The organism is Agrobacterium sp. 16-172Ci (assembly GCF_053522725.1).
On the sequence record NZ_JBNWBW010000029.1, the window covers coordinates 61796 to 86194 of the forward strand.

Annotated in this window: 17 protein-coding genes and 2 pseudogenes; 12 read left to right on the top strand and 7 right to left on the bottom strand. The window is 51.5% G+C overall.

All coding sequences use genetic code 11. The features are described 5' to 3' along the window. Positions 1–114: 114 nt before the first annotated feature. From ACQZ40_RS21705 to ACQZ40_RS21725, 5 genes are all read right to left on the bottom strand, one after another. A complete protein-coding gene (locus tag ACQZ40_RS21705; RefSeq protein ID WP_012478043.1) occupies positions 115–606 on the bottom strand; it encodes a DUF4231 domain-containing protein in 492 nt (163 codons plus the stop codon). Positions 607–808: 202 nt separating this feature from the next. After that, complete coding sequence (locus ACQZ40_RS21710) at positions 809–2020, bottom strand: 5'-methylthioadenosine/S-adenosylhomocysteine nucleosidase family protein (protein WP_012478044.1); 1212 nt, start codon at positions 2018–2020, stop codon at positions 809–811. A gap of 2 nt (positions 2021–2022) precedes the next feature. Then, positions 2023–2499, bottom strand: a complete 477-nt coding sequence (locus ACQZ40_RS21715) for a response regulator (RefSeq protein ID WP_012478045.1) — start codon at positions 2497–2499, stop codon at positions 2023–2025. Next, the gene (locus ACQZ40_RS21720) at positions 2492–5959 is read right to left on the bottom strand and encodes a hypothetical protein (RefSeq protein ID WP_172691042.1); all 3468 of its coding nucleotides are present in this window, start codon (positions 5957–5959) and stop codon (positions 2492–2494) included. Before ACQZ40_RS21720 ends, ACQZ40_RS21715 begins: the two co-directional genes overlap by 8 nt. Positions 5960–6230: 271 nt before the next feature. Beyond that, positions 6231–7661: a phosphorylase family protein gene (locus tag ACQZ40_RS21725; RefSeq protein WP_012478047.1), complete on the bottom strand. Its 1431-nt coding sequence runs from the start codon at positions 7659–7661 to the stop codon at positions 6231–6233. A gap of 219 nt (positions 7662–7880) precedes the next feature. On the opposite strand from ACQZ40_RS21725, the pseudogene ACQZ40_RS21730 reads away from it, so the two are divergent. Then, positions 7881–8141 (top strand): annotated as a pseudogene (locus ACQZ40_RS21730) (carboxymuconolactone decarboxylase family protein); the annotation flags it as partial. 583 nt (positions 8142–8724) lie between these two features. Continuing rightward, positions 8725–8924 (top strand): annotated as a pseudogene (locus ACQZ40_RS21735) (IS66 family transposase); the annotation flags it as partial. 388 nt (positions 8925–9312) lie between these two features. Here ACQZ40_RS21735 and ACQZ40_RS21740 read toward each other — a convergent pair. Continuing rightward, entirely contained in the window at positions 9313–10419 is a 1107-nt protein-coding gene (locus tag ACQZ40_RS21740) for a hypothetical protein (protein ID WP_234902683.1), read from the bottom strand. A gap of 1343 nt (positions 10420–11762) precedes the next feature. Here ACQZ40_RS21740 and ACQZ40_RS21745 point away from each other — a divergent pair. From ACQZ40_RS21745 to virA, 10 genes are all read left to right on the top strand, one after another. Further along, a complete protein-coding gene (locus ACQZ40_RS21745) occupies positions 11763–12641 on the top strand; it encodes a hypothetical protein (protein ID WP_012478051.1) in 879 nt (292 codons plus the stop codon). Continuing rightward, a complete protein-coding gene (locus ACQZ40_RS21750; RefSeq protein ID WP_012478052.1) occupies positions 12638–13096 on the top strand; it encodes a hypothetical protein in 459 nt (152 codons plus the stop codon). Before ACQZ40_RS21745 ends, ACQZ40_RS21750 begins: the two co-directional genes overlap by 4 nt. A gap of 18 nt (positions 13097–13114) precedes the next feature. After that, positions 13115–13450, top strand: a complete 336-nt coding sequence (locus ACQZ40_RS21755; RefSeq protein WP_012478053.1) for a hypothetical protein — start codon at positions 13115–13117, stop codon at positions 13448–13450. Positions 13451–14076: 626 nt separating this feature from the next. Further along, positions 14077–14421, top strand: coding sequence for a hypothetical protein (locus ACQZ40_RS21760; RefSeq protein WP_012478054.1), 345 nt, complete (start codon positions 14077–14079; stop codon positions 14419–14421). Next, a complete protein-coding gene (locus tag ACQZ40_RS21765) occupies positions 14411–16276 on the top strand; it encodes a zeta toxin family protein (protein WP_172691043.1) in 1866 nt (621 codons plus the stop codon). Before ACQZ40_RS21760 ends, ACQZ40_RS21765 begins: the two co-directional genes overlap by 11 nt. Positions 16277–16671: 395 nt before the next feature. After that, positions 16672–17910, top strand: a complete 1239-nt coding sequence (locus tag ACQZ40_RS21770; RefSeq protein WP_065657629.1) for a cytochrome P450 — start codon at positions 16672–16674, stop codon at positions 17908–17910. A gap of 68 nt (positions 17911–17978) precedes the next feature. Continuing rightward, positions 17979–19154, top strand: coding sequence for a cytochrome P450 (locus ACQZ40_RS21775; RefSeq protein WP_065657570.1), 1176 nt, complete (start codon positions 17979–17981; stop codon positions 19152–19154). A gap of 236 nt (positions 19155–19390) precedes the next feature. Then, positions 19391–19828, top strand: coding sequence for a VirK family protein (locus tag ACQZ40_RS21780; protein ID WP_012478064.1), 438 nt, complete (start codon positions 19391–19393; stop codon positions 19826–19828). A gap of 351 nt (positions 19829–20179) precedes the next feature. Then, positions 20180–20317, top strand: a complete 138-nt coding sequence (locus ACQZ40_RS21785) for a transposase (protein ID WP_080728825.1) — start codon at positions 20180–20182, stop codon at positions 20315–20317. 825 nt (positions 20318–21142) lie between these two features. Then, entirely contained in the window at positions 21143–23632 is a 2490-nt protein-coding gene (virA, locus tag ACQZ40_RS21790) for a two-component system sensor kinase VirA (protein ID WP_012478065.1), read from the top strand. A gap of 511 nt (positions 23633–24143) precedes the next feature. Here the strand turns inward: virA and ACQZ40_RS21795 are convergent. After that, on the bottom strand, positions 24144–24399 hold a 256-nt coding region (locus ACQZ40_RS21795), incomplete at its 5' end, for a hypothetical protein (RefSeq protein WP_212285765.1).

Below are 24399 nucleotides of genomic sequence, written 5' to 3' on the forward strand. Positions count from 1 at the left end.
ACTTCGTCTTACTCTTCGTTCCCGTCAATCACCATATAGGTTGTCAATGGCTGCCTCCACCGTCGTCTGACTCTTTGAACGTGCTCTGTTTGTATGATCTGAGTTCGCAGAGGCTCATTCAGATTTGCTATTCTCAAAGCTTTTAGAGTTAGCCAAAGATTCTTGTTCTGGGACCAGCCCTTCCCATGCGTCATGTACCCACCGACTAACGCTTGTGACTTTCCTGGCGAGTAACTGGTCTGCATCAGCGCAATCGGCAAACTCGCCATCGCGAAAATCGAAATTGGCTTTGTGCTCCTCGAGTTCGCGTTGAGCTCGGCGATAAATCATCCAAAGACGCTGTGGCTTTCGAAGTTGGAGCCAGCTGGTCAGTCCACCCGCCAAAACTGATAATGCTGACGGAACGCCTTTCGCCCAAAGGTCTCCTGTCCCAAGCGTAACGAAAAGTGGTGCAGTCAACGTAGAGGCGATGATAACGGAGAAGCAAAGTTGAGACTCCAGCTTGTTGTGATCTGCTTTCTCTCGATAGCCTTGGCGAACAGTAGAATAATAAGCGCTTGCGGTGGTAAACACGTCGGCTTGGATCGTTTTATCCTTGCGATACATAGTCAGAACATTCCCAATGTGTTGGTGTTGTTTCAACAAAGTATGAAACAGGCGAAGAGGATTCTCCAATCTCGTCACTCGCGTGCTGGCGCATTGCACGCTTGATGACACCCATTTCTTTGAAACTCAGTGCGCTGTATGGACTCTGCACGCGATTCGAAAGGGAAAATTATCCAGCTACGCAGTATTGAAACAAGTACACTCAAATCAAACGATTTCCGTAACGCTCTAACAACAGACGGAGAACTTGTGCACTTGAGTAAGCTGCATACCGTTGATAACCATCAGCCTTATCTGGATCAGCGAAATCACAGACGCCTTTGACTGCAAGAAAGGTTGGTTGTGGTGAGGAAGCGGCGTGGGCGGCCGCATAGATTCCATAAATTTCCATCTCAACTCCAATTAATTCTTGATGCTGTCCTTTGACGCCTTGAATAATTCTTCCATCGGATAGCACTGCGGACCCAGAAGCAAGCGGACCGAGCACTATCCGGCTCGTGTCCGGTTTCGTACCTTCAAACTCGAGCCTGATTGCCTCAAGTGCAGAACTGTCTCCCCGAAGCTGCAGAATATGGTTCCGAACTTTCGCCGGAGCTGGAATATGGTGAGGTCGAAACAAAAAGCGCCCTGTCTCGCCGTCCCACTTACCGCTTTGGAAATCCCATGCAGGATCTGCAAAAAGAACGTCTCCCAACTTCACTTTTCCGCGCACCCCAGCGCAGATGCCTGTCATAGCGATAAGTTTTGGTCTTAGAGTACTAATTAGTGTGTTTGCCGCTATAGCGCTCGCCACCATGCCCATACGGGGAAGACATACGGCACATACATTGTAGCTCTTGTCGTCAACCACGAATTTTCCATCGTGAATGAATATGGTGTCGTCTAGCGGACGAGATGTCTGCCAATTCCACGGAAGTTTCAGTACTTCCGAGAGTTCAGGGTCTTCCAAAGCACATATAATGACGACCTCCGTTCCGAGGTTAGAATTCTCTGGCTTTTTGCCTCGTCCACGAATGAATGTCACGCAGTTGAGGGCGCGATGCATCCATTCGTCGGTGGAGCGAGAGTAATTTAAGACTGTCCAACACCAGTCTTCAAATTGTGCAAGAGCTGATCCCGCAGCGGCTCTATCCGCTGTAATACCAAGAATATATGGGGCTTTAGACGTTAAGTCGTTTTGTCGAATCTCAAAAAGAAGATCAATGGCGTTTTGAGGATTTTCCGAATCTTCCGGATGAAGGGGAACCAGGATATCTAACAGTAGTAAGTCATATTCTTGACCCATCAATCGAGCTCTTGCGTCATTGCACGAAGTTACAATATCCACTGAGCCACGATCTATACCCATTGCTTTAAGTTCCGCGATAAAAATATCGTAGCGCTTAGGCTGGTCATCGACGATTAGGATCTGCATATCTAGTCCTCTCTCAGGCCGAGTTTCTGAAGTGTGCTAGAAAGCGTTGTCTTCCATTCATCGTAGGTTGAGTTGTAATGCAACACAGAGCTGACAATCCCTTCGAACTCGGCTATCCACTCACGCCGTAGTTGGTCGAGATCAACTGTCAGGCCTCCGTCTTTTGCAAAACCCTCATAACCCGTAATGATAACTACAGGACACGATAGCTCCGCCATCTGCATCATTCTCAAAATCTCGGCGCCTCCAAAGCCTTGCGGCCTTCCACCGCTTTCACGGTCACCAGCATCGAAGGTTGGAAGGGACATATCGAGAAGCATTAAGTCGACTTCAGTTGTTTCCACCACATCTAGAGCCGAGTTAACTGATCGTGCGGTTACGATAGCGAGTTGAGGATTAAGTTCATGGAGAAGTCTCACAATGTGATCACGTTTTGGAGCCTCATCCTCAACAAGCAAAATTGTTGGTTTCTTAACCATTCGCGCTATCTTTTGTTTGTAACACCACGGCGTAAGTTACCTCTAGGCGGAAGCGTCCATCATTCCCAAAACCAAATTCGATCCTGCCCCGGTCTGACTGAGTTACAATTGCCGCGAGTTTCGCAAATCCACTTCCATCGTCCTTTCGAGTTTGACGTGAGTAAGTTCCGCCGGAGACCATCTGTCGGACCTCCGCGGCTCGCTTCGCTTTCTCTGGCCGCACGCTCGCTTTACAATCACTAATAATCTCAATCGACAGCGTGTGAGCCTCATCGCTCCACTTTGCTGCTATATCTATTTTAGGTGAGGGCAAGCCAGAGTGCTTCTTGGTATTACCTAGTCCGACGAACAGGACGTCATGGACAAAAACTAAGTTTGCGGCGTCCAGGGACAGACTTCCGGTTGTTGACTTGTTAATACGCGGCGAGTATCCCCTTTGAGTAGTAAGGGTCGCCTCGAGACCAACTTCCAGTATTTGCTCGAGTGTAAAAAGGTGCTGACTAGCCAAGGCTCCAGTGTGCACAAACCACTGCGAGGCCTCATCAAGCTTTCCTTGAACTTCGGCAGATCTTTTTCCAGCTTCTGCGTCAAATTCGAGAAATCCAGGGTCAAACTCTGCTATTTCTTTAACAGAAGAGCGCAATTTATCGAACTCTGCAACGAGAGCGCCTTTCAGAACAACAGAGATTAGCTGTCTGACAGCTTGAAGTGATTGCTCCAGCGATATCCAAAAAACAGTAATTAGGAAACGGAAAAACGTGGTGATGTCGAGGTCAAGGGTGAGCCAAACCCTTACAACGGAATAAAGTGCATCACTGTAAGGAATGGCGAGCATTCCTGAAGGATACTCCGCTGTCCTCACATGGAAAAATCTATCTTTCGCGTCGAGCAAAATGTCATCGAAGTGAGCGGAAAAATTTCGAAAAGCCAGCTCCATCCGTGTGCGGTCTGCAGTCTCTAACGTTTTAAATGACTCTAACCAATACCTGTTAGGATGATACTCGCTGGTTTCAGTCTCTCGAGTAGTTATCAGCCCACTGACTTCGAGTGGTCCCCTTATCAATCCGATAAATGAATGATGTCTAACATTTTTTGCTAGGTAGAAATCGAGCCCAAAAGTTGCATTTGTCAGGAATTCATCCCCTGCGCGGCGGATGACGCTCATCAAAACTGCGTCTGCTTCGTTGTCCGGCGAGAATGAATGTCGGCTCAACGCGGCCCCGTCCAACTCCCGCAGGACGTCATCGAACGTTTGCGGGGCGTCAACACTAACCGGCTCGAGGTCGCGATATCGCTCGTAATCTTCTTGTAGTTCTCGTGACGCCCACCGAACGAATGCTTCATCCTCAACATGTATTCTGGTTCGATCAACTATCCAACGACCTTCATCAACCATCAGATTATGCGAGATCAACATCGCTTCAGCTGTGTAGTCGTCAGCGCTTTCGGGCCGTAGATCACTAAGCGCTAAGAAGATGTTGCGTCGTTCCTCTAAAACTTCCTTCGAGCTTGAAAACAACCTGGTGACATCAAGTATTTCTGGAACACATACATGTTTTAAAAAGTACACAAGCTCTCGATCATCAAGTAGATCGGCGCGATCTAGGAGCGCACTGGGTCTGTTCACTCCGAGCTTACGAAGTGCCAGACCCGTGGCGAACCGCAATTGCGATGCCGTTTGGCTCTCCTCAGTTCGAGACCAAAGCAAGTGAAGCGCGATCGGAGCGGCTAATGGAGATTCAACGGATTTGAAATCCTCCCAAGCGCAGTCACGAAGGCTTTCGGCAACTGGGAATAAGTTGAAGCAAGATAAATTTTTAACACTTTCAGACGCGATAAGCTCGATCTTCTTATGTCGAAAACCAAATGCATGCAGCGCGTGGAGGCGGGCAAGTTGACATAGCGCGCGAATAGCAAGTGGCGGATCTTCTACGCCAGCCAATATTTCACAGGCGCTTTCAGGATTGGCATGCGCCAGCTGATAGAGTGATCGGCCAAGGACTAAACTCGGGCTGTCGAGTTCAATAGCACTCTGACCAGTTAGGCAAATGGACCAGAATTTTTTAGTAGGAGTTTCGGGAAACGCAGCCAATCCGGTAATCTTTGGATTTACAAGATCCTCAATACCATGAGTTGGGCTATTCAAACCTATCACCCAATGTTTCCAGGCACTGTCAGGCTTGTCGCGGCGGAGTTGTGCTAAGTACTCGCCGACGCCAACCATGAAAGAGAGCCCTCGAAAATTAATGCATAGCTTTGCTGCTTGTGCGGCATAATCATTTGATTGCTCTGATGCAGCTAAGGCAGCAGCAAGCCACCTGTGCAAGGTCTTTGGGTTCAGTGAACTACGGGGAGGGCGTTGTGAACTGGCATGCGCGAAACCTGCATATATTACCTGCCAAGGATCGCTTGGTAAGCTCTTCCGGGCTGCCCTAAAGGCTTGCACACCTGATCCCGAAAAAAGAAAATCAGAAATTTTTTGGCTGCGAGGTAGAAGGGTGTTGATGTCCTGGGGAACAAAAATTGACTGAATTTTTTGTAGCCGATAATCTGAAACACCTAGATTACTTACGCACTCAATCAGAATCTGATGAAGCTCGTCGCGTCCTTCCCACTTTACGAGTTCTTGTAGCACCGCGATGAATGTTTCGTAAATGTCAATAATGCCATGACTCTGCTCAGTTCGTAAAACGTCAGCGATACCGGCATCAGTAGCAGGAAGTTCGTTTTTTAGCCGATAACGCATATAGGTCTGAGTAGCGTCATCGTAGTATGCGTGGTTTGAGATCCGCCGCTCAATCTCATCAAAGTATTTTGAGATTGTCGTCCTTTCCTCATTTCGAACGCTCGTGTGATAGGTTACATATGCAAGTAATCCCTGCTTATAGATCGATCGCACTTGCGCAGCATACTTTTTCTGTTGTTCCAAGCCACCTACAACTTGCTCAAGTGCAATTCGCAATTGCACGGACCACATGGTCGCACCGTAAGTATCAAAAATAATTTCAAGTAGATTAAGCGCTGTTGTGTAGTCTCCTCCGATCGCTGCACCTTCTACGGCCTCTTTGAGAAACAGGAACCTTGAAATCTTCTCTTTTTCTCCGTGCAACCGCGCAGTAATCCACCGCAGCTCTGTACTTAGGTCGACCGCTTCTTTCGGAATGACCCCGCTTAAATTGTCATAGCGGATAGGAATTCTATCTAATTCAGAGAGTTGGCTAGCTAACATCTCGTTAGCCCAAGCGATAAAGCCTGCGTACTGGCTGTGAGTCAATTTTATCTTCGAGCTTATATAAAGTTCGTTGAGCGCTTGCCTGAAACGTAAACTTGGCGAAAAGCGCCTCTGTTCAACGAATTCTTTTGACTTAAATTGTGAGATTATCCCTCGTAATTTATGTTGTTGCTGCAGATAGGATTGCATTAAACCATTGTTGTTTGTTTCAGCCATCTTCGCCAGCAATTCCACATCCTACAAGTATTGTTGCGCTATAAAATCACCGGTGATAGGTAGGCGCAAGCAGTGATTGTAACCATCCACCAATTCTTCGCTACTAGGGGCTATACGATCTGTGCAGTCGTTTGCCATAGGTGTTGGTCTCCGTGCGGAATTGAGCCTTATCTACCTTACCGGCTCAGTTCCGCGTGGAAGATGCAGCGGAAAGCCAGAAGCGTGTGTTTTGGCTGACCGCCGTGGCCGAGAAGGCCACAGATCGCGCTAGCGGTACGTTGTTCTACCACTCCTCTTTCACGAACTCTTCGTACGCCTTCACAATCTCCTGAAGTCGACCGCGGCGTTCTGCACGGAGGAGAAGGTCTCTTATCTTCGCCGTTTTATTCGAACCTGTGAGATCATCGGTATCCACCTGTAGTACGAAGCAAAAATTGCAGAGCTCTTCCATATTCATGGTTTTGCACATCTTTGGAAAGAACACTTCGCGCACCCATTTAGGATCGATTCCGTCGTCCTTGAGTGTGCTTGGTGCCCATGGACCCTCGGTCGGTGCGACAGGCCGTGTCGAGAGAAAATCGCTGAGGAAGCTCGCAGCCGCATGAGCCGCATATTTTTGCCAGTTATCGTTTTTGCTGTCGTCTGCAAAATCGCAAATCGAGCGCACCATAAAGAAGCCGATTCGGCGAGCGGCTGCCATAGCGCTGGCTGCGACACCTCCACCCTCCATTTCAACGGCGGCAAGCTTGGGATGAAGCAAAATGAGGCTTTTTACGTCGGCCTCTGATGCTATGACTTTATCACCCGATGCGACTGGCGCAAAGTGGACTGCAGGCACCGTCGCACTCGAGGCACAGTTGTCAGGTCTCTGCGGCAGTCGGGCTCGCCAAGCGCTTCCCAAGTGCATGTGCATAGCCCTGTCGATTAGCAGGGGGTCAGACATGTAGGAGACCGGTCTACGCTCGAGTCCGTTTTCTCGGACCTTCCCAAGTTCGTAATATACAACGTCTGTGCTGATGACGACATCGCCGAGGCGCTGTTTACCGGGGTGCAAACCGCCTGCGATTCCGCACATAACGACATATCTTGGCATCCAATGCCGAATTAGCTCTGCAGTCTCCGCGGCGGCTTGGACATTGCCCATTCTCTGAAGAAGGGCCACAACAACGCGATATTTCGTCGTTCCGTCATGAGCGACAACAATGCCTTGATAGTAAGTCCGCGACTCGCCGATAATCACTTTCTGAAGAGTGGGAAAGTACTCAAGTACGGCTGCAAGTTCCTGAGGTAGGGCGGTCACGATTGCAAAGTCTGCAGCCGATGCATCGACTTGCCTCGCGAGTTGGGTCGCCGCTATGGGTTCGAGGTGGTTTAGCGGAAATGAACCGGCGATGCGCTGGTGAATGTAAGCCTCGTGCTGAATCTTCATACCTTTGAGAACGGCCGCGGTGTACGTCGACGTGTCGCGGTCAATTAGTGCATGATGGCTGGGGCAAAGGAGAAGGAGATTGTCGAGACTTTGCCGATCTTCGGACTCTTGAGCGGGATTGAAACGCGGCCCGCCAGGGGAGTGGGCTTCGATATGCGCAACTTCAGCAATCGTGCCACCCGAATCCGGCATCAGGTCGGTGTGACAACCTGGGAACGCGCACCTACCGCCACTTAGGGCGAAAAGTCGCTTGATGGCTGAAGATGAAGTTCGTCTTTCACTCATGCGCTATTTCTCGACCCTAAAATCTGTTGCTAAGATTTGAATGACGTGCCACGCCCCCGGATATGCACGATCATGCATGGTTGTGACGCGAAGTCTCATAGTATCAAAACATTACCAACCTCTTCGTCGAGTTCACCACGTTGGCGAACCTGGATGCAACCGATATCAAATTCTATTGGAGGGTGGAGTGCACCCACCCGGCCCTTTGGGTGACCTTGGACACGCCAACTTGCCGCGGTAGCGGCCTTCGCTGCCATTGGTGAAACAGCGTTCATGAGGGTTCATGCCGGCTATGCGCTCAACATCGGCGTGTCAGAGGACGAACTTAAGGAAATCATTTAAGTCGTGACCGTGCCGGCGGGATTCCCAAAAGCGATCGCTGCCTCCCAAGCGCTCCAACAGCTTTTCGAGGAGCGAAGCCATGCAAACTGCCCCGAAGTAAGTCCTGCGACGGCGATAGGCAGGGAGGGGAGCCCATGAGCAATATCTTGCTGATCACTGCCGCCATCATCATCCCCACCGCCACATGCCTGAATGCGGTGCCCCCTATCATTAAGGCAGAGGACACGATGCCCTTTCAATCTCACACCCCGACCCAGCCGCAGAAGCATTCGTATATCGGCATGTGGGTTAGACCCCAAGTCAGCTCCCCTAGCTCCGGGTGATCGATGACGGCCTCATAGTGGATTTCCGATCCCATCTGTCGCTCATCGCCCCCAACGGCGTCCCAATCAAGCTCGTCGCTTTCGATCTCGTGGATTTCGCCAGTCGCGCTATGTCTGATCCGAGCCGTCCCGCGGCAGTAGATTTCCATGCTTCCTCAATCCCCAGCAATGCTGTCGTCAGTTCCTCCAGACAGGCAACGTCCGCTCAATGGACTTTATGGGACAGCGTTAGTAACACCGCAATGGCCAAGGAGCCGAGAATAGCTGCCGTCGCGCACGTAACCCACCATCCAACGGCGAGGAAAGGATTGTTTGGTAACTGGTCCGCCCATTGCGTGAACCCCCAGGCGCCCACGATTGCCATCGCGTTCAAGCCGCAAGAAGAACCAGCCACTTAGGCAAACTTTGTGCGCTATGTCGACGACGGGAGGATCTGCATGTCGAACGAGGTCACGGAAAGAGCGCTACGAGGGGCAGCTTGGGAAAGAAAAGTCTAGCTCTTCGCCGGTTCCGACCACGGCGCAGATCGCGCTGCGATCATGCTCACCCTGATCATGCCCCCCGGCTGAACGACGTAGAAGCGAAGGCATGGCTCGCCTAATAACTGTGATGGCGACCTCGGGTGCTTTACCGGCGGCATTAAGATGGTCTTATTTGGACTTGAGGACGGCGTTCAGGCGGCATGCGGCGAGGGGTGGCTTTTTGAGCACCTGCCGGACGACGGCCCTTCGTCCGGCAATGGATGCCCGTCCGCTCCATCGTCCGGATTGACGGCTCATCGGGCGCCAGACCGGACAAAGCGGCTGCGGCCTTCTCATCCAACTACTCGTCGCTCGACGCTTTGCGATTCCGGCCGCACGCCGGACGAGGCGGTCAGCGGCGACCCCAGCGTTGACTAGCTGATCGACTGAGAGGTTCTTTGTTTTTCCGCTTCGCACCGGTAAATACCACCATGATCAGTCCTCAGATGGCACCAGAGGAAGCTCCTAAACCGCGACAACGAAGACGTCATCAAAGGCTGCGAAACCGCAGACATATTCACTAGCGATAGTATTTAGGACAGTCCTCGCGAGGATTGCGTTGAGCAATGTTGCGTCGTCTCCAACATCGGCTTCAACAATGAATGCGCTACAAGCTGATCGATAATATTTCCTGACATCGCCAAGCGTCATTTTTTCACGCGACTTTTTATAAAAAAGTTTTAGAAGACACTCAAGATTGAATAAAATTTCGTCACCTGGAGGGGGCGGAAGTGATTTCTCCATCAGCGCTCCAATTGAGCGATTGATCCCGCTCTCCGCGTAGAGGACATTTACCCAAGCCTGTGGCCAATACTTCCGAAGGTGTTTGCTGGACACAGCGTGGTCGACATCGTGCTTCGACAAGTTCACTCCTGTGCCGTAAGTCATTTCGACATAGCGCTGACACGCCGCACGATAGCTGTGAAAGTCAATGTGAGCCCAAATTTGAGAATAGCTCAAATAACCAGCTGGTGTTTGAACCTGTCCTCGTAAAACCAGAACCCGCTCCCTCTCAAAATCCTTCGCTCTTTTGAAGCGCGTTGAGAGCTCCGTGAGCTGGTGGTCTTTTGCCCAGTTGCGAAGGTGATCTTTCGTGCGAAAAGCAATTGGGGCTCGGTAGCCGTGTTCAACCAAGGTCTGAAAATCGAGCCCTGTACTGACAACGACGAAAGGATGTGAGCTAAAGGAGGGTGCTGGTATCATGACTTCCCGACTTGAACGACTTCGCGAAACCACAGTTAGCCCGAAGTGGTTAATCAGGGCCCAATATGCGTTTGAACAATTGCACACATCGAAGGCGCAACCGCGACTGTGACCGGAATATCCGAGGGTAGGCTGGATCGTCCACGACGCGTCATCGGCTACGCAGTTAAAGTCACCCATTCCCATTCTCTGGGGGAGTTCTCCGCTACCGACGGGCTCAACCCCATCCAGAACCTTCTTCAGGTTTTCGTCGAGAAGTCCCAGCAAGTAGGTCGCGATGCCGGGTGCCTCCAGGTACAGCCCCACCTCATCCAGCGGATCGTCTTCAGACCCGGATTGGGACCCCCAATTCATCGTACTGACGACCACGTCGTTGGAGTCCCATATGAGAAACCTTAGCATGAACCTGTGGTTCGCGCGCAGATATGACCTCTACGGTTCCCTCCAGCCTTTTACGGTGAGCGGCCATGTGCTTGCGCTTCGTTGGACCGGATTGTCGTGAATAATAAATCCGGACGTCCTTCAGTCGACCTCCTGCGACCTCGGCCGGGTTCAATAATCCAGGGACGACGTTGGCGCCCATTCTGTTCGTGATGCAGACAAAGCTTTCATTTGCGCTGTGGGCTGCCTTTCGCAGAAGTGCTCCATGGTCTTGCGCGTGGAGCACAGTCAACCGTGCCTTGGTTGTTGGTGCCTGATCAGACCCGGTGGTCAGCGGGGTCTTACCCGTCTGGCTTCAGATGCAAGGAATTGAAGAATTTCCACCGATCGGCTCGCGCTGGCGAGGGAAACCGCTATCCCTTTGAGGATGTCTAGGCCAGCCGCGACGGCCATCGGTCGCGGAGTTCGATTGAAACCTCCACGGCGGAGAAGGGTGAGGACAAACAGTTGCATGATCCGATCACAACGACTGTTCCACCCTATACGTCGTCGGCAGCAAGGGATTTTGCATGACTTCCAACGCTGTCGCGATGGACCAGGAGGAAGCCGCGGCTAAGTCTTACTGCCCAAAGTCTCTCATGAAGTTCCTCCAGCGCCAATGCGTGCCTCGCTTTATCCAGGGAAGTGCCAAAAAATAAATGGCACCGCACGCCACCCCGATATGCGTCTTCCAGCGCCGTGTATATGCGCGCCCGGTGCACTCTTCCTCTTTCATCTGACTGGCTGACGATGAACGTCGACAGTACGAAGATGTCCAAAACCGCAGCCCGCACGATGCGTTCGAAGCGCTCGATGTGCTCGGGCGATCCAACAACCAGCTGATCGAGAGCGAAGGTCGTCTCAATCGAAGCAGGGGCGGATGGCTCGCCCTTCGATGCTCGAGGGAGAACCGCCGTCTTAGGGTTTCGTCCACCGCCGCGACCAGGTTGGCGCTAGCCCCCTCGGGATTTCGCCCCTCTTGAAAGCAGCGAGGTCGATCTCAAGGAATTTCTTCTCCATACCCGAGCCTGTGGTCCGAACTCCACGAAGCCATTCACCGGGGCGTAGAGATTGGGATACGAACTGACTGACCCGGTGAAGCCAAAGTGCTTGATCGAAATATTACGGTTTCGGGCTCCCATCAAGACTTGTACTGACCATACCGCTTCGGTGGTTGACGCGGACAAGCATTCCTTTATCGACGCGTATAAGAATAAGAAACGTAAAATTCTTCCTTGCAACCGAGAGTTATTTGATTAACACTTCATTATGGTGCCAGGGGGAAATAAAAAATGCGAATACTACTTGTTACGCTGACGTCAATTTGCGCTGGTTGCGCTGTTCTACCAAGCAAAAGCGACCTGGATGGTTTTGCCGCCGCCACATCGAGCAGTGCGAAAACGGTTGCTGCCGCCGTCTCAGCAAGCAATCAGGTGGCCACAGACCAGGACGAGCAACTGCAGGCGATACAATATATTCGCGGCGGCAGATATGCTCTTGTAGAGTTGCCACAGTCAAAGCTGACTAACAGACTGGATGCGGATCAGCTTCAAATACGCCTTGCGGCGATTAGCGATCTGCAAAACTATGCCAACGCGGTCGGCAAAGCCGCCGATCAGGGAACTGTCGATCAACTTGAGGCGTCGGCTGAAAAGCTGACGAATTCGGTGGCGGCTTTGGCCACCGCGATGGGCGGCTCGCCGATGGTCGCGCCAGCGATCAAAGTTGTGGGCCGCGCGGCCGCGTCTGCGGTCTCAGACACTTACGTTAGGCAGGTGCTGGATGTCGTTCGTAAGACGGATCCTGTGGTAAAAAACCTAGTCGATCTTCTCAAAAATGACCTTGGCCCCCTTCAAACGGATCTGTGGGTTCAAGCTACAGCCTATGCCGGGCTTCGCGACCAGCAACTTGCGGTCCTGCGACGGGATCCGCGTGTCAACAGAGCAGCCCTCTACGAAGCCTACATGAATGCACGCTCAGATGTTAAGGCGCGATACGCTTTAGGCGATGCCGCCACTCCGATTTCTGATCTCCTTCAGTCAATCCACGACACGCACCACGCGCTAACGACCGGTTCGGGCGATATCGGACTGACGATAAAGCGCCTCAGCGCATTGGCAAAGGACAGTGCGGCACTTATCGAAGTCACGAAAAAGGATGCTGTAGAATGACGCCCAGTGAAGAGTTTGACGCCGCAGCGCAAGAGGCACAGGAGATGTTCTCGAAGTTTCCGCTCGACGATATTAAACAGCCAAGTGCGATTCAGGAGTGGTTCGATAAACTAAAACCGTCGCTCTGGAAGGCTGATGCCGGCGTCAACGCCGCGAGGCTTGCGATCCTTATTGCCGACTCAATCAAAGTTCTGATTGCGACTAAGTCATTGTCCAATGACAGCGAGAAAGCAGAGTTTGCCAATTCAATCCGCGTCTTGCAGTCTCACTACTTCCTGGCGAGGAAAAAAGCGATGGAGGAGGCGGCTTCACGCTACACAATTACCGCACAACTTCGCGCCCAGGCGGGGACGCTGAATAAGGCGTATAAAAAGGTTATCGCAAGTACGGCAATCCTCAATCAGCTCGGCGATGCGATTGATGGCCTCACATCGCTCGTTGGCGCGCTCAGATGACTTGAGGTGTTTGTACGTTTGGACGAGCATCACGCGATCTTAGCTCCTCGACCGAAAACTCTGACAGATGCAGAGCTGCATGTTCTCGTGGCGATTGCGTATGCCGACCAAGAGGGGCTTGGTGATAAATTCCTCGATATTGAAGACCCTGCAGAATACATACCTGTTATGTCTGTTGAGGAAATGGATGCCACCACTTCCGATCTAGTGATCAACGGCTTCATAAATGAGCGTGATATTATTGGATCAAGAAATATTCGAGCGACGCAGCTTCTCTTTGAGACATTCGATGCTCAGGTGATGGGGTGGAGTACGGATGCAGATGCCGTCAAGCTTGCAAAGCTGATGTTATAAAATCCGGAGCATGATTCACCCAGTTTGGCCGAGAAAACAGAATGGCCGCTTCGACGGATCAATCCCACCATCCGCAATTTGATGAACGCACATCCTGAATGGCTATGGCGCGATGATTTCGGACAGCCCTATCCATCACACGGTCTGGTTATCGGCCGGCGGGAAAAATCCGGTCTCCAGCGCTTTATCGCTGACCATGGAAAAGCAGTCACGGCATAGGATAGTGAACAACCTCGCCATCAAATCCGCTGGACTGCGGATTCCGGCGTGAAACCGGCCCTCAATCCGACCGAAGACCGGCCACCATTCCGATTTGAAGCCGACCAATTTCCGGCACCGATGATACCCCTTGGTCAGCAACTTGGCATCAATTACCTCCGGACGAATGAGGACATTTTGATGCGTGCAATGAGAAGGCTGACCATGAGACAATTAAGACAAATGCTTCGGTTTGCCGGAAACGGGGCGAGCACCCGCGAGATCGCCGTCGTACTGGGAATAGCCTGCAGTATGGTGCAGAATATAGCCGCGTATACTGCAAATGTAACGTAAAAATCTTGGTCGCAATCAAAGGTTCTCATTGCGGCCGTATCTTTCGCCGATCGACTTTTAACGAGGAAGAAATCATGTTTCCGGATCTTGACTGCCGACTAGGCGTAGAACTGGGGCTTCCAAAACACTACCGGGATAAGCCAGCGTTTGAGATCATAAACGACGCTCATGATCTCGTGGGGGCACTCACTTCACGGCTGATCACCTTCAGATATAGCGGCTATGAGCATTTTGAGGAGCTCGGGGCACAATACACCTTAGCGGATACTAAACGCATCGAATTTTCACAGCGATTGGAACGACTTGATGGTAACGCAATAAAGGCAGTGAACCTGATCGATGAGCTAAATCACTTCGTAAGAATGTTCGTTGATCCGTGGCTCGTCAAATTTGAGGATTTACGCGTCAATGAGAGATGATCCAGGAGTTGCTCGAGCGCTTTCCCTCTCGTTACAAGATAAGCACGACATTTTCGAGACCCAGATCATTCCGGCAATCGGTGCGCGGGGGCCGTCTGTTGCAAAGCCAACTTTCACCGTTGTATGCGGCCAGCAGGGTGCCGGAAAGAGCACCTTAGTTCGCCAAATCAAGAGTAGAACGGGCGGTGAAAGCACCCAGCGAATAATAGCTGATGATCTTAATGCATACATTCCTGGTAACAATGCAGCCCTTCTGCAGGGCTCGCATGCGTTAGAGCGAGCGAATTCGACGGCAGTGACAGAATGGTATCATCAATTATTTGATCGCAGTATCACTAATAGATATAATATTATACTGGAGTCTTGCTATCCGCCAAATCATTACGCGTCGCTCTTAGATAAGGCGCGCTCCAATGGATACAGAACAGAACTAAATATTATCGCGACGGACAGGATAACGAGCTTTACAGCTATTCACGATCGCTTTGAAAGGGCACTGGCGAACTCGTTTATTGCCTCAACCGTATTGCCAGATGTCGAAACTCACGATCATTATTATTCAATTTGGCCACGTGTAGCGCTCGAGGTCGAAAATTACAAAACATTTGATAGAATTGCAATTGTACGCAGGGACGGTGAAACGTGTTACGACAATGAACAAGCTCTAGCAAATAACGGAGAATCGATTTGGGGCCGGGAGCCAGGCGCGTTAAGGGCATTGATGGATCATCGAAATCGCCCGCTGGACGAGAGACAGCAGCACTGGGTTAACAGCGTTTGGGAGAGGCTCTGTCGAAGCGTCGCATTCGCCCAACATCCAGATTCCGCCCGCCTGCCAATCGCTTCATATCAAAGTGACATCGCAACAAGGCTGAGAGAACACAGTGATCTCAGTTCGTTCGAAACACGTCCCGAATATATGCGAGAGTTTTCGAACAAGTTTTCATGGAATTTAAAGCGCGACATTTCTTTTGTGGTTAATCGCAAGAGTAAGAACGGTGAATTCCGAGAAGATGCGTTTGAAGAGCTGTTTTGCGAAAGGATAACGTCTGTCCATCATTCTCTTCAGGAGGCGATCACGGCACGGTTTGAATCCGCCGTCGGAAAATCGAATGACGAAGGCGATGTACGTTCTCGCGATGTTTCGACATTTTACGCTCGCACTGCTGGGGAGAGTTCTACAACCAAGCGATTGAACATCAGCACAAACCCACGAGGCGTGGTGCCGAGTGCTGACGTCGTCAATATCTCTGAACAGCAGGCACAGTCTGTCAAGTATCGGCGTCCTAAGTTTCTCGTTGAGGTCTCAAAGCACGTCTATAGACCAATCGAACAGTATAATCGGATGGTCTTCGATCGAGTCAGATTTCCAAACATCACTCGTGACCGGCGTAAGTTGAATGTATTGATCCGCACGGAAGACGGCACTGGCTACGAAACACCTAGCTCGTTAAAAACGCGCCTGGGATCGGAGCAGCATAATCTCTTCACCAAGACAATGAACGAGGGTCAGCTACCCCATAGTCTCGCGTCCCCGAAGACTGGTAAACTGCCTATAGTTTTGGTTGACGCGGGAAATGGTGCAACCTTTATCGCCGGCGAGAAATTCCCTTTGTTGGACAACGGACGCCGGATACCAACGACTATTTCTGCCGATAGAATTTTAGTCAGAAATGAAAATGGGACTTTCAGCGAGCTTTGTCAGCGTTTGGCTGGAAACACCGAACTATTGCTTCCACCAGAAGCGATAGTTCAACTGGGACTGCAGCGTCAACAAGCTGTCAATCGAGCTCGTGCCAGAGAAGCATCGGAGTTGGAGCAACGAACTCGCGAACATTCCTCTGGAAGAGTTTGATCAAAAGTGCACCGGCCGGTTTTGTCGGATGAAACTCCGGATTCGGGACGCCGATCATGAAAGCTATCAGTGTTCAGTGCGATACGTCCGACAAGTCGACATCGTGCTTCCGCCGATCTATGCCCGTCGCAGAAAATTTTTGATCGCCATAGTAAATACCGCCAATGAGGTGCGCGATGGTGACGCGTCACCGATAGCTCGGCAATGACGATTTGATTCGTTCGTTACAGATGAAACCCGATTCTAATGTGTAAGACTATTTTTTGTTGCTACCGTGGGGCGAGAGCAGTCGCATAGGCTAAGCCTTTAAGTCTTATTGCCATTTACGTCGTCTCTCGCGTCGTCTTTGGTGAAGGTATATTGCAATGATTGCGAACAGCTCTTCCGATGTCTCTATGGCCGACCAGAAGTTTCTAAATGTCGCGAAGTCAAATGAAATCGATCCCGACGCCGTTCCTATAAGCAGACTTGATTCTGAAGGTCACAGTATTTTTGCAGAATGGCGACCGAAGCGCCCGTTTCTTCGGAGAGAAGATGGCGTCTTTCTCGTTCTCCGCGCAGACCATATCTTTCTGCTGGGCACCGATCCACGCACCCGGCAAATAGAAACTGAGCTCATGCTGAATCGAGGCGTCAAAGCTGGTGCCGTTTTTGACTTTATAGGTCACAGCATGTTGTTTTCGAACGGTGAAACGCATGGGAAGCGGCGCTCAGGCCTTTCAAAGGCGTTCTCATTCCGCATGGTTGAAGCGTTACGCCCGGAGATTGCGAAGATAACGGAGCGTTTGTGGGACGAACTACAAAAAGTTGACGATTTCAATTTTACTGAAATGTACGCGTCGCAATTGCCTGCGCTGACGATCGCAAGTGTCCTTGGCTTGCCGTCTGAGGACACGCCGTTTTTCACACGACTTGTTTATAAGGTTTCCCGCTGCTTGAGCCCGTCGTGGCGAGATGAGGAATTCGAGGAGATTGAAGCTTCCGCTATCGAGCTTCAGGATTACGTTCGGGGCGTGATCGCGGATAGTGGCCGTCGGATGAGGGATGATTTTCTCTCGCGCTACTTGAAGGCGGTACGGGAAGCCGGAACGCTTTCGCCCATTGAGGAGATCATGCAACTCATGCTTATCATACTCGCTGGGAGCGATACAACGCGCACTGCAATGGTTATGGTGACGGCTCTTGTGCTCCAAAATCCCGCGCTCTGGTCTTCTTTAACTGGCAATCAATCCTATGTCGCAGCCGCCGTGGAGGAAGGGCTCCGATTCGAGCCGCCAGTTGGCTCTTTTCCGCGGTTGGCCCTCGAGGATATCGATCTGGATGGATACGTGTTGCCAAAGGGAAGCCTCCTCGCGCTCAGTGTCATGTCTGGCCTGCGAGACGAAAAACACTACGAGAACCCTCATCTTTTTGATGTTGGGCGTCAACAAATGCGTTGGCACCTCGGGTTTGGCGCGGGAGTTCATCGTTGCCTCGGCGAGACGTTGGCTCGGATTGAATTGCAAGAAGGACTTGGAACACTTTTGCGCCGCGCGCCGAATCTTACGGTGGTAGGTGACTGGCCACGGATGATGGGTCACGGAGGCATCCGGCGCGCCACCGGCATGACGGTCAAATTGAGCGTCGACCGGTGAAGTCAATCCGCGCCGCTCGGGTGGAAGAGAGGCGCGTATCAATATCAAGCATCACTTGGAGATTTCCAATGCCATGTGCGCCAGTGGACGACGTGACGACCATCGATGACCTAACACTCGATCCCTATCCGATTTATCGCAGAATGCGCGTGCAAAACCCGGTGGTACACGTCGCCTCGGTCAGACGGACGTTTCTAACGAAGGCCTGCGATACTAAGATGGTGAAGGATGATCCTTCACGCTTTAGTTCTGATGATCCCAACACGCCGATGAAGCCGGCGCTTCAGGCTCATACTTTGATGCGTAAGGATGGAGTTGAACACGCTCGGGAACGAATGGCCATGACTAGAGCATTCGCACCCAAAGCGATCGCGGAGCATTGGGTGCCGATCTATCGTGACATCGTGAACGAGTATCTAGATCGCCTTCCGCGCGGAGACACCGTGGATCTTTTTGCAGAGATCTGTGGTCCGGTTGCTGCTCGCATACTGGCACATATTCTAGGAATTTGTGAGGCATCAGATGTCGAGATGATCCGCTGGTCGCAACGGCTTATTGACGGAGCCGGCAACTTCGGATGGCGACCCGAGCTCTTTGAGCGATCGGACGAGGCCAATACGGAGATGAACTGCCTCTTCAATGACTTGGTCGAAAAACACCGATCCGCGCCGAACCCCTCGGCTTTTGCGATCATGTTGAATGCACCTGATCCTATACCCCTAAGCCAGATCTATGCCAACATCAAGATCGCCATCGGCGGAGGGGTCAACGAGCCTCGTGACGCTCTCGGCACGATCCTCTATGGATTGCTGACCAATCCGGAGCAACTCGAGGAGGTCAAGAGACAGCAATGCTGGGGGCAGGCCTTCGAGGAAGGGCTGCGCTGGGTTGCTCCGATTCAAGCGAGTTCGCGTCTCGTGCGGGAGGACACGGAAATTCGTGGCTTTATCGTTCCGAAGGGCGACATTGTGATGACTATTCAGGCCTCCGCCAATCGTGATGAAGATGTCTTTGAGGATGGAGAAAGCTTCAATGTCTTTCGCCCGAAGAATGCGCATCAGTCCTTTGGCTCCGGCCCGCATCACTGCCCAGGCGCGCAAATCTCGCGGCAAACCGTCGGCGCGATCATGCTGCCCATACTGTTCGATCGATTTCCGGATATGATATTGCCCCACCCTGAATTAGTGCAGTGGCGCGGCTTCGGCTTCCGCGGGCCCATTAATCTACCTGTGACACTAAGATGATCGAAGCCACTTTCGCTCAGGAGTTATCACGTTAAGGCGCAACTCATAAAAATGCGTCACCGATTACTTGATGCGCACGCTTACTATATCTCAAATCAATTGTCGAACCTCGGTTGAAGCCCATTGTCTACGTCGCGTATATCTCCCGTATTTTGCTTTTGCTGCCGACCGATACCGCTGCGGTTCAATAGTTGCGGAATGTGGTGCTTTCGGATTCACTCAAAAAGGAGTCGCTTATGAAACGTATCAGTACAATCCTTGTCGGCGTATTTTTGGCTGCGCCGGTTTATGCAGCCGACAATATTCATACATTAGGGACGTTGTCTGAAATTGAACTAGCGCTCACTGCCGGAAAGCCGGTGAACGTCACGGTTGATTTAAGTTTGTGTGCTCCCGGGGTGGCCGATACTCCGGCGACGAAAACGCAAGGAGGCATGCGCATAGATGCGTATCGAATAACAACTGACGGCACCCTTGCGTTTGCAGATCAGCACTTCACCATTGACCGTGACGGTAAACCCATAACTCAATTTATTCGTTATCAGATTCGGTCAAACGGTGACGCCGATTTCACGATGGTTACATTCAATATGCCAACATATGAGCGAAAAGGTACCAGCTTGGCCTACAAGTGCGCGATCGACCACGGGTTGAGTTTTCGTACTCCACAGTGATTTTTGCGTCCAATCTGATCCGATGCAAGCCCAAGGTGACGCTTGCAATTACCCACATTTGAGCGTCGCTGCCATTTCGGTTCTGAGGCGAATATCTGTCAGCCGGCTGAGTCCACGCCAGACGACCGTATTTCCCGGAGGAGGATCTGAAGTTCTAGCAAGGTTGCCACCCAAACGAGCGAGTTTGGTGAGATAGAAGTTTAGCGATTCGCAACGAAGCACGACCGCAGAACCACTTACTTCGAAGGCTTCGTATATATCGTTCCTGCAGTGATCTGGCTGCGATGAATGTCGATTCGTCCTGGTGGTAGCATCAGGGATAGTCCTACGACGAAGCATAGGATTTAAGTCATCACGTCTGTTAAATGCCGCCGGCGCTGGCCACGCGAAGACAAAGAGCGCCTCGTCGCTGCCTGCTTTGAGCCGGGCGCAGTTATCTCTGAGATTGCCTGCGCGGACGGTATCAATGTCAGTCAGTCGGAAGCATAGCGATGTAATAATCAAGTTGGGTCGGGACCGACGTGTCCGCGTGGATAGCAACATCGACACGGAAGCACTTGGCCGTATTCTCGATTGCGTGCTGGGGCTGCGATGATCATGGTCCCTGCTGGTGTGAAGGTCTGGCAGGCAACGGGCTCCACCGACATGCGCAAAGGCTTCCCCGGTCTGTCGTTGATCTTGCAGAAAGCACTGATGCCTGACCCGAGGTGTGGGCACTGTTCGTATTATACGGTCGTGGCGGCCAACGACCGACATACTGCATACGGATATCGTTTCGCGACGATCTCCTACAGCCGTCAAAGCTTTCGAGCGCAAGCGCCCATCACGCAAACTCTTCCCGGTTCATCTGTCGCGTGAGCGTGTCGTTATCGCCACCCCTACGAACTGTGCCTGCTGCGAATCCGCCAAACTGTCATAGCTTGGCGAGGATGTTACCGAGACCCTTGGAAGTCATCCGAGATTTGGCGGCGGCAACCTCTGCAAAATGCGTTATGAGCCTGGTTTTTCAGCCACAGACAAGTATCGCGTTCGTGAAAAAGCGCACGCGCGATAGTTCTTTAGCCGCACCTCTGACGCCCCATTTACGGCCGGATCTTTGCCTGACCTTGCAAAGTCGACTCCATCGCCTTACGGCACGAATAACAACGTCGCGTTTCATCGACGTCCCATCAGCCGCTTGTGTGTTCAATTCTTCTCTGTTTCACTTGAAACAAATTGAATAGATATTCCCGCTTTCAAAGCCATTTACAAATCCTCTCGTGCAGCCTAACGCCATTGGCGTGGAACAAGCGTTGGCACGAGGAAGTAAGTGCGATGAACGGAAGGTATTCACCGACGCGGCAGGATTTTAAGACAGGCGCGAAGCCTTGGTCTATATTAGCCCTTATCGTTGCCGCAATGATTTTCGCGTTCATGGCGGTTGCGTCCTGGCAGGACAATGGGACTACCCAGGCAATCCTTAGCCAAATACGATCGATTAACGCTGACAGCGCCTCACTGCAGCGCGATGTACTCCGCGCTCACACGGGCACCGTGGCGAACTACCGCCCCATTATCTCCAGGCTGGGAGCTCTGCGGAAGAATCTGGAAGATTTGAAGCAATTATTTAGGCAATCTCATATTGTAAGTGAGAGCAATGCTGCTCAACTGCTACGCCGGCTAGAAGTGTCTCTAAATTCGGCTGACGCGGCGGTCGCCGCCTTTGGTGCGCAAAATGTCCGCCTGCAAGATTCGCTGGCCAGTTTCACTCGTGCTTTAAGCAATCTTCCAGGAAAGGCCTCAAGCGATCAGACTTTAGAAAAACCAACAGAATTGGCTAGCATGATGCTCCAATTTCTTCGGCAACCAAGCCCGGCTATTTCATTCGAGATCAGCCTTGAACTAGAGAGGCTCCAAAAACAACGCGGTCTTGATGAAGCTCCCGTGCGCATACTTTCGCGTGAAGGTCCCATTATCTTATCGCTTTTGCCACAGGTGAACGATCTGGTGAACATGATTCAGACGTCTGACACCGCAGAAATTGCGGAAATGTTGCAGCGTGAGTGTTTGGAGGTCTATAGCTTAAAAAATGTGGAGGAGCGGAGCGCACGTATCTTTCTTGGGTCCGCTTCAGTGGGTCTTTGCCTGTACATCATCACCTTAGTCTATAGGCTACGCAAAAAAACCGATTGGTTAGCGCGGCGTTTAGATTACGAAGAGCTAATCAAAGAGATCGGAGTATGTTTTGAAGGTGAGGCGGCCACTACGTCGTCCGCGCAAGCTGCACTTGGTATTATTCAGCGCTTCTTTGATGCCGATACGTGCGCGTTAGCTCTAGTGGACCATGACCGTAGGTGGGCTGTCGAAACATTCGGTGCGAAGCACCCAAAACCCGTGTGGGACGACAGGGTGCTACGCGAAATAGTCTCTCGTACCAAAGCGAACGAACGGGCGACGGTATTCCGCATCGTATCGACGCAAAAAATCGTACATTTGCCTCCCGAAATTCCAGGTCTTTCGATACTACTGGCTCACAAATCCACAGATAAACTAATTGCGGTTTGTTCACTGGGTTACCAAAGCTATCGCCCTCGACCTTGCCAAGGCGAAATTCAGCTTCTTGAACTCGCCACCGCCTGCCTCTGTCACTATATCGATGTTCGGCGTAAGCAGACCGAATGCGACGTTTTGGCCAGACGATTGGAGCATGCGCAACGCCTTGAGGCAGTTGGTACACTTGCCGGCGGAATAGCACATGAATTTAATAACATTTTGGGGTCAATCCTCGGGCACGCAGAATTGGCGCAAAACTCGGTGTCTCGAACATCTGTCACCCGAAGATACATTGACTATATCATTTCGTCAGGCGACAGAGCCATGCTCATTATCGATCAGATCTTGACGCTGAGCCGAAAACAAGAGCGCGTGATCAAGCCATTTAGTGTCTCAGAGCTTGTGACCGAAATCGCTCCCTTGCTACGTATGGCTCTTCCCCCAACCATCGAGCTTAGTTTCAGATTTGATCAAATGCAGAGCGTGATCGAAGGAAGCCCGCTTGAACTTCAACAGGTACTAATTAACCTCTGCAAGAATGCTTCCCAAGCCATGACTGCAAATGGTCAAATCGACATCTTCGTCGGCCAAGCTTATTTACCAGCTAAGAAAATTCTGGCGCATGGTGTTATGCCACCTGGCGACTATGTTCTACTATCTGTCAGCGACAATGGTGGAGGCATTTCAGAGGCTGTGCTACCCTACATTTTTGAACCCTTCTTTACGACACGTGCTCGCAACGGTGGAACGGGTCTCGGCCTTGCTTCTGTGCATGGTCATATCAGCGCGTTTGCAGGTTACATCGACGTTAGTTCAACTGTTGGGCATGGGACGCGCTTTGACATTTATCTCCCTCCGTCTTCTAAGGAGCCCGTCAATCCCGACAGCTTTTTCGGCCGCAATAAGGCACCGCGTGGAAACGGGGAGATTGTGGCACTTGTTGAGCCCGATGACCTCCTGCGGGAGGCGTATGAAGACAAGATCGCCGCTCTGGGATATGAGCCGGTCGGTTTTCGTACCTTTAGTGAAATTCGCGATTGGATTTCAAAAGGCAATGAAGCCGATCTGGTCATGGTCGACCAAGCGTCTCTTCCTGAAGATCAAAGTCCTAATTCCGTGGATTTAGTGCTCAAGACCGCCTCCATCATCATTGGCGGAAATGATCTCAAAATGCCCCTTTCAAGGGAGAATGCGACCAGGGACCTTTATCTGCCGAAGCCGATATCGTCCAGAACTATGGCGCATGCAATCCTAACCAAAATCAAGACGTAGAGTTGCGACGTATCAGGACTGGGCAATCAGATTTCGGTTCGGTGGAGCGCGACAGGGGAACTACATGAAAGATCGAACGGCATAGGTTCAATGGATCAAGCCGGGCGAGGCGGCTTGATTTGTCCGATCAGGTCCGGTCGTTTGGTTGAAAGGATTTGCGCACCAACTATGACACCACCATCATTGGTGCCAGCAGATTGAAGTAGGCCTGAACCGGTGCGGTCAAAAATCGGGGTGGACGTCGGCTATTGTACAGGTCAGATTGCTGCCAAATGCCGACGCGGGAATTGGGCACGGTGTCGTAAGCGTGGACAGAGATTACCTCGTCGTTGATCGAACACGAGAGCCATCTGACGAACACCTTATGCCGCCACCCATTAACATCCACTGCGATTCTCGTCTTCTTCAGCACGAGCATGAAGTCTCAAGAAGTAAACTTCGAGCGTTGGTCAGCCTATAAGATGAGTTCGCCAGAAAGGGCAGGCGTTCGCGCCTCCCTCAATGCAGAAGGCTACTTCCATTGTGGTCGGCAACTGCCAGGATGGGAACTCTCCCGATAATCCAACCAACGACAGCGCAGTGGTAAACAGAGCCACCCCATCAGGAATATCGCCCATTCCGTCATCAGCGTGGTGACGTGCATCAGGCGCGCTTGTTGCAGAACTTTAGTAACCATCCGGACTAGGCCGCAGACCTTATGAATTTGGCTCATCAGCGATGATGCGTTCGATCTTTTCCGGATCACATTGCTCGTCGATAAGGAACTG